Raw genomic sequence first — 6,443 nt, forward strand, 5'->3', positions numbered from 1 at the left:
CAGCAGCAGGGCCGGGCCGACGCGCCAGGCGCGGCGCGTCGACTCCACGACCGGCACGGCGGCGATCACGGCGCGCCCTCGGTGCGCGGCAGCACCGCCATCCAGTGCTCTGCCGAACGGAACACCGGCCACGGTGCCGGCTTGATGTAGCGCGGCAGCGCGAACACCTCGGCGAGCTGACCGCCCGGCTTGACCTGGGCGATGCGCAGCTGGCGCCACAGATGCCGGCTCTGGCTGTCCACCGCCCCGAAGCCCTGGGGGGCTGAGATGCTCTGCTGCAGCACATTGGCATTGACCGCGTCCGTCTGCGCGCTGCCGACCTCGCGCACCGCGGCGGCCCAGAGCTGCACGCCGATGTAAGCCGACACCGCCGGATCACTGGCCTGGATGCCCTCGCCCTGGCTGCGCCGCAGCCGCGCCAGGAAGGCCTCGTTGGCCGGCCCGGGCTGCGACTGCAGATAGCTCCAGGCCGTGAAATGGCGGTCGAGCCGGCCGCCGTCATAGGCGGTCATCTCCGGCTCGGCGGCGCGCAGGGACATGAGCGGCAGGTCGGTCAGGCCGGCCGCCACCAGGGCATCGAAGAAGGCGCGATTGCTGCTGCCGCCAATGGTGCTGATGACGACATCGGGCTGGACGCGCAGCAGGTCGGCCAGCACGCCGCCCATGTCGGTGCCTGCCAGCGGCACATAGCGCTCGGCCAGCACCTGGCCGCCACTCAGCAGGATGAAGTCGCGCAGCATCGCGTTGACACGCCGCGGGTAGAGGCCGTCGRTGCCGATGAGGTAGACCCGCCGGCCGAAGCCATGCATGGCCCAGTCGGTGGCGGGCAGTGCGTGCTGGTTGGGCGTGGGGCCGGTGTAGATGATGTTCGGCGACTGCTCCATGCCCTCGTAAGCCAGCGGGTAGAACAGCAGATGGCGATGAGTCTCGACGACAGGCCTGACGGCCTGGCGGCAGTTGGACGACCAGCAGCCGAACAGGGCGACCGCATGTTCGGTGCTGATGAGGCGCTCGGCGGCGGCGGCAGCAACGCGCGGCTCGGAGCGCGTGTCCTCGATCCTGAGTTCGACGCGTCGGCCCAGCAGACCGCCGCCGGCATTGATTTCCTCCACCGCCAGCTTGACGGTCGCCACCAGCGGCGCCTCGCTGGCCGCCATCGGGCCGCTCAAGGCATGCAGCAGCCCGATGACGATGGGGCCCTGCGCGGCCTGCGCCGACGGCCTTTGCAACAGATAGAGCCCCAGCCCCAGTGCCAGCACCAGCAGCAGGCCGCCCAGCAACGCCAGTCGGGCGCGAATGCCTGCCAGCATCAACCCGCCGCGCGCCGCGCCTCGGGCGATATCAGCTGCAGCGTCAACCGCACCGTCGTGCCCACGCCGGGCGTGGACTCGACCTGGATCTGCCCGCCCAGTGCAAAGGTGACGAGATTGCGCACGATGTACAGGCCAGGCTCGCTGCGGTTGGGGCCGAAACGCGTCGAGAAGAAGGGGTCGAAGACGCGCCCGAGCATGCCGGGCGGGATGCCGACGCCATGGTCCTGCACGGTGACTGTGAGCTGGTCCGTGCCCAGCGGCCGCACGCGCAGGTGGACCTCGCCACCGGCCTCGCGGTAGGCATGCTTGACGGCGTTCTGGATCAGCGTGGACAACACCTTGGCCAGGGCGCCGCGAAAGCTCAGCAGGTGCAGATCGTCGCCGGCGTCCAGCTCGCAGCGCACCTGGTGAGTCTGGAGTGCCGGTGCCAGACCGGCCACCACCTCGTGCACCAGTTCCAGCAGCGAGAAGCTGCGGCGCTGGTCGCCGAAGTTGTCGGCCGTGGACTGCAGGAAGGAGTCGACGATGGACAGGGTGCGTTGCAGGTTGGACAGCACCAGGCCGACGCTCTCCTCGCTGACGCGCAGGTGCTTGTCGAGGTCGCTGCGCTTGATGTTGCTGGTGCCGGACAAGCCGCRCAGATGGGTCAAGTCGTCCTGCAGCGTGCAGGCCGAGATCAGCGCGTTGCCCAGCGGTGAGCTCAGCTCCTGGGCGATGCCCGAGATGGTGCGGCCGACCGAGGCCAGCTTGTCGCGCTGGAAGAGCTCGATCTGCGAACGCGCAAAGCTCTCGGACGCCAGCTTGAGCGCCAGCTGGGTGCGCACCCGCGCCTTGACGACGACGTCGACAAAGGGCTTGGGGATGTAGTCGACCGCGCCATGGGCAAAGCCCTGGGCCTCGTCGTCGGCGCTGCCCTGCACGGTGACGAAGATGACGGGCACGCCGCGCGTGCGCGGATCGGCCTTCAGGCGGTCGCAGACCTCATAGCCGCTCATTTCGGGCATCAGCACGTCAAGCAGGATCAGGTCTGGCAGCTGCTGGGCACAGAAGGCCAGCGCCTCGGCGCCGCTGGTGGCCATGGAGACCTCACATTCGTCCACCAGCAGCTGGTAGAGCGCATGGATGTTGCTCGGCTGGTCGTCGACTACGAGGATGAGCGGCATGGCGGGTCAGAATAACCGCTGCACCTCCCCGACAACCACAGGCATGCCCGGGGCTTTCCCCAGGGCGTGGCTACGGATTCCGTCGCACATTCGGGTCATCCGCGACAACCATAATCGGCAAGTTCACACGCGATCGCCCATGCCCCAGCGCACGTTCACGCTCGGCCTACTCTGGCTTGCCATGGCGGCGCTGCTGGCGCTTCTGGCCCTGCTTTGGAGCCTGCGCGACGCAGGCGGCGCGGCCGTCGACGCTGCCCTGGTCATCAATACCTTGTTGCTGCCCCTGCCCGCGCTGTGCATGCTGGTGCTGCGGCGCGGCGTCGATGCGGCCGAGTCACACCGGTCGGCCACCGAAGCCAAGACGCGCTTCCTGACCCAGCTCAGCCACGAGATCCGCACGCCCATGAATGCCGTCATGGGCATGACGCAACTGGCGCTGCAGACCCAGCTCACGCCCGAACAGCGTGACCTGCTGACCAAGGCCGATGCCGCCTCGCGCATGCTGCTCAGCCTCGTCAACGACGTGCTGGACGTCGCCAAGATCGAGGCCGGTCACATGGCGATCGAGTCACTGCCGCTGCGGCTGGAGGACGTCGTCGGCCAGGCCATGGAGCTGGTCAGGCCGGTGCATGCCAACCCCGCTGTCGCGCTCATCTGCGACTGGGCCGACGCCAGCCTGCTCGGCTCGCGCGGCCAGCTCCGCGGTGACGCACTGCGGCTGCAGCAGGTGCTGGTCAACCTGCTGGCCAACGCCATCAAGTTCACGCCGGCGGGCCAGGTGCAGCTGCGCCTGGCGGCCGCACCCACCGACGATCAGGGCCGTGTGCCGCTCTGCCTCACCGTGCAGGACAGTGGCATCGGCATGAGCACGGAGCAGCTCGACGGCCTGTTCCGCGAATTCCGGCAGGGCGACGCGCCCATGCAGCGGCGCCATGGCGGCACCGGCCTGGGCCTGGCCATCACGCGCCGCCTCGTCGAGCTGATGGGTGGCGTGCTCGGCGTGCACAGCACGCCCGACCAGGGCAGCAGCTTCGAGATCCGCCTGCCGCTGCCGCTGGACGCGGGCGCCGCGACGCCCGCGCCGCTCAAGCCGCAACGCCTGCTGCTCGCCAAGGCCCGCCCCGAGGGTCGCGAGGCGACGCTGGCCCTGCTGCGCCATCTCGGCTTCGGCGCTGGCCTGGCCGCCAGCACCGATGCCGCCAGCACGCGGGCCGCGCTGGTCGAGGCCCACCAGGCCGGCAARCCCTTCGAGTGGCTGCTGCTCGACTGGCAGTTGCCCGGCCCGGGCGCAACCGGTGCCGAACTGCTGGCCCAGTTGCGCCGCGATCACCCGGCACTGCGCATCGCCGTGCTCTGCCCGCCAGGCGTCGACGACGGCCCGGCCCAGGCGCGCAGCTTCGGCGCCCGCGCGCTCTGCCCCAAGCCGCTGCTGCCCGGGGAGTTGCGCCGCTTGCTCGGCGACGCCCCGGCCGACCGGCCCGCCGGCCTGGATGCCCAATCCCTGGCCGGACTGCGCGTGCTGCTGGTCGAGGACCATCCCGTCAACCAGGAGATCGCGCTGCGCCTGCTGAGCAGCCGCGGCGCCCAGGTCGACGTCGCGGCCAACGGACAGGAAGGCCTGGACCGCCTGCTGGCGCGCGGGCCAGCCGCCTACGACCTCGTGCTGATGGACCTGCAGATGCCCGTGCTCGATGGCCTGAGCGCGACGCGCAAACTGCGCGAGCTGCCCGAGTTCGACGCCCTGCCCGTGCTGGCCATGACGGCCCATGCGCTGGCCGAGGAGCGCGCCCAATGCACGGCTGCCGGCATGCAGGGCCATATCGCCAAGCCGCTGGACGTGGCCCGCCTGGTGCGCGAGCTGCAGCGCTACCGTCCTGCTGCCAAGCCCCCGGCGCCGCTGCCGCCGCGCCCGGCGCTGGACCTGCAGACCGGGCTGCGCCAATTCGATGGCCAAACGGCGCTTTACCGTCGCACGCTGCAGGGTTTTGCCGACCAGTACACCGCCGGGCTGGCCGGCTGGTCCGACTGGCTGGCTGCTGGTAACTGGGCTGAACTGCGCCGCGCGGCCCACACGCTGCAGGGCCTGGCCGCGACGCTGGGCGCTCAGCCCCTGCACCAGGCCGCCCTCGCGCTGGAACGCAGTGCCGCCGCGGCCGACGCCGACAGCGCCAGCCGGCATCTCGGCCGCGTCGAACCTGCCCTGGCGCTGCTGCAGACCGAGATCCAGGCCGCCCTGGCGCGCAACTGGGATGCTGCGGCGGCCCCGCGCCCGGGCGGCCCGGGTGACGTGGCCGAGCTGCATCGGCTCCTGACTCAGAGCGACAGCCGCGCGCTGGACTGGTGGCAGGCCCATGGCGCCCACAGCGGCCTGGCACCCGATGTGCGCCAGCGCCTGGAGGAGGCCCTGGCCGCACTCGACTTTGATGCCGCGGCCCTCGTGCTGAAGGGCATGGCTTGAGGGCCCCGGTCATCGTCGTCCTCGGCCCGGTCGGCACGCGCTGGCTCTTCAAGGTCATCGTCGCCTCCGCGCTGTTCGCCTGGGCGAGTGAGGCGGTCATGGGTGTCATCGAACCCAGCGACCGCATCGCCTATCCGCTGATCGCGACCGCCTTCTCAGCCCTGGCCCTGCTCGTCTGGCGGCGGCCGCAGCGGCTGCGCCTGTGGCAGCGCATCGGCGTCACGCTGCTGGCCCTGTACTTCTCCTTGACCATGCTGGTGTTCACGCTGCGGCCCGACCCTGGACCGAGCCTCTACACCCTGGGCAGCTTTGCGCCTTGGGCCATGGGTGGCAGCCTGCTGCTGTTCACGACCTGGCGCGCCCGCGAGGCGCTCTGGATCTCGCTGAGCCTGCTCGTCGTCATGCTCGCGCCGCCCACGCTGCTGCGCTTCTCCGGCACGCCACCGCAATGGCTGATGCAAGGCTGGCCGCTGATCGCCAACCTTGGGCTGTGCCAGACCATGTTCTGCGTCGCGCTGTGGGGCCTGTCGCGCCAGCTCGGGCGCCTGACCCAACTCGCGCCCGCTGCCAGGGGCCTGGGCACGGCCGAAGACCTCATCGAAGCCCGTCTCATCGAACTGGAGCGTTCGCGCGCCGCAGCCGAAGCGGCCTCGCGGGCCAAATCCGACTTCCTGGCCAATATCGGCCACGAGATCCGCACGCCCATGAACACCGTGCTCGGCCTGACAAGGCTGATGCTGGCCGGGCGGCTGCCCGGTGAGCAACGCGGCCGGCTGCAGCAGGTGGCGAGCGCCGGCGAGTCCCTCGTCAGGCTCATCGATGGCCTGCTGGACTACGCCGACCTCGACGCCGGCCGCATGCAGCTCGCCGCCGAGCCCCTGCACCTCGAGCAGCTGCTGGCCAGTGCTTTCGAAGCCGTGCGGCCGGCGGCCCAGGCCAAGCAGCTGGAACTGGTCTGCGACATCGCCTCGCCGGAGCTGCTGGGCGCGGCGGGCGCGCGCCGCGGCGACGTGGTGCGCCTCACCCAGCTCATCACCGAGCTGCTCGTCAACGCCGTCAAATTCACGCCAACCGGTCAGGTCAAGCTCAGCGCCGAGCTGGATGCGGCCGGCGGCTGGATCCTGCGCGTGCGTGACACCGGTCTGGGCATGGCGCCGGACCAACTGGCGCGCCTGTTCACGCCCTTCGCCCAGGCCGAGGCCGGCGCGACACGACGCTTTGGCGGCACGGGCCTGGGCCTGGCGATCTGCCGCGCGCTGGCCGAGCGCATGGGCGGAACCCTCTCGGCAAGCAGCGCTCCGGGCCGCGGCAGCGAGTTCGAGCTCAGCCTGCCGCCGGCTCCCTGCCCTGAGCTGGCGCCACCGCCCGCCCCGCCACCGCAGCGCGTGCTGCTGGTGCAGGCGGCCCACAGCGGTGGCCACGAAACGTTGACCGCGCTGCTGAAGGCGCTGGCACCGACCAGCCGCATCGACCTGCTGGCCCAGGGCCGCCAGGCCTTGTCCCGCCTGG

General features: G+C 71.0%; 4 protein-coding genes. 2 read left to right on the top strand and 2 right to left on the bottom strand.

Features of this window, described 5'->3' with window-relative positions; genetic code table 11:
- Positions 1-65: 65 nt before the first annotated feature.
- Together AC1DU6_RS16415 and AC1DU6_RS16420 are read right to left on the bottom strand one after the other, a co-directional pair.
- Positions 66-1,310, bottom strand: coding sequence for an urea ABC transporter substrate-binding protein (locus tag AC1DU6_RS16415; protein WP_477858350.1), 1,245 nt, complete (start codon positions 1,308-1,310; stop codon positions 66-68).
- Positions 1,310-2,476, bottom strand: a complete 1,167-nt coding sequence (locus AC1DU6_RS16420; protein ID WP_477858352.1) for a response regulator — start codon at positions 2,474-2,476, stop codon at positions 1,310-1,312. The genes AC1DU6_RS16415 and AC1DU6_RS16420 overlap by 1 nt, the downstream gene beginning before the upstream one ends.
- Positions 2,477-2,615: 139 nt before the next feature.
- Here AC1DU6_RS16420 and AC1DU6_RS16425 point away from each other — a divergent pair, with 139 nt between their 5' ends.
- Positions 2,616-4,934: a hybrid sensor histidine kinase/response regulator gene (locus AC1DU6_RS16425; RefSeq protein ID WP_477858354.1), complete on the top strand. Its 2,319-nt coding sequence runs from the start codon at positions 2,616-2,618 to the stop codon at positions 4,932-4,934.
- A partial coding sequence (locus AC1DU6_RS16430; protein WP_477858355.1) for a sensor histidine kinase occupies positions 4,931-6,443 on the top strand: 1,513 nt, incomplete at its 3' end. The genes AC1DU6_RS16425 and AC1DU6_RS16430, both read left to right, overlap by 4 nt.

Source organism: Roseateles sp. P5_B10 (genome assembly GCF_056400485.1).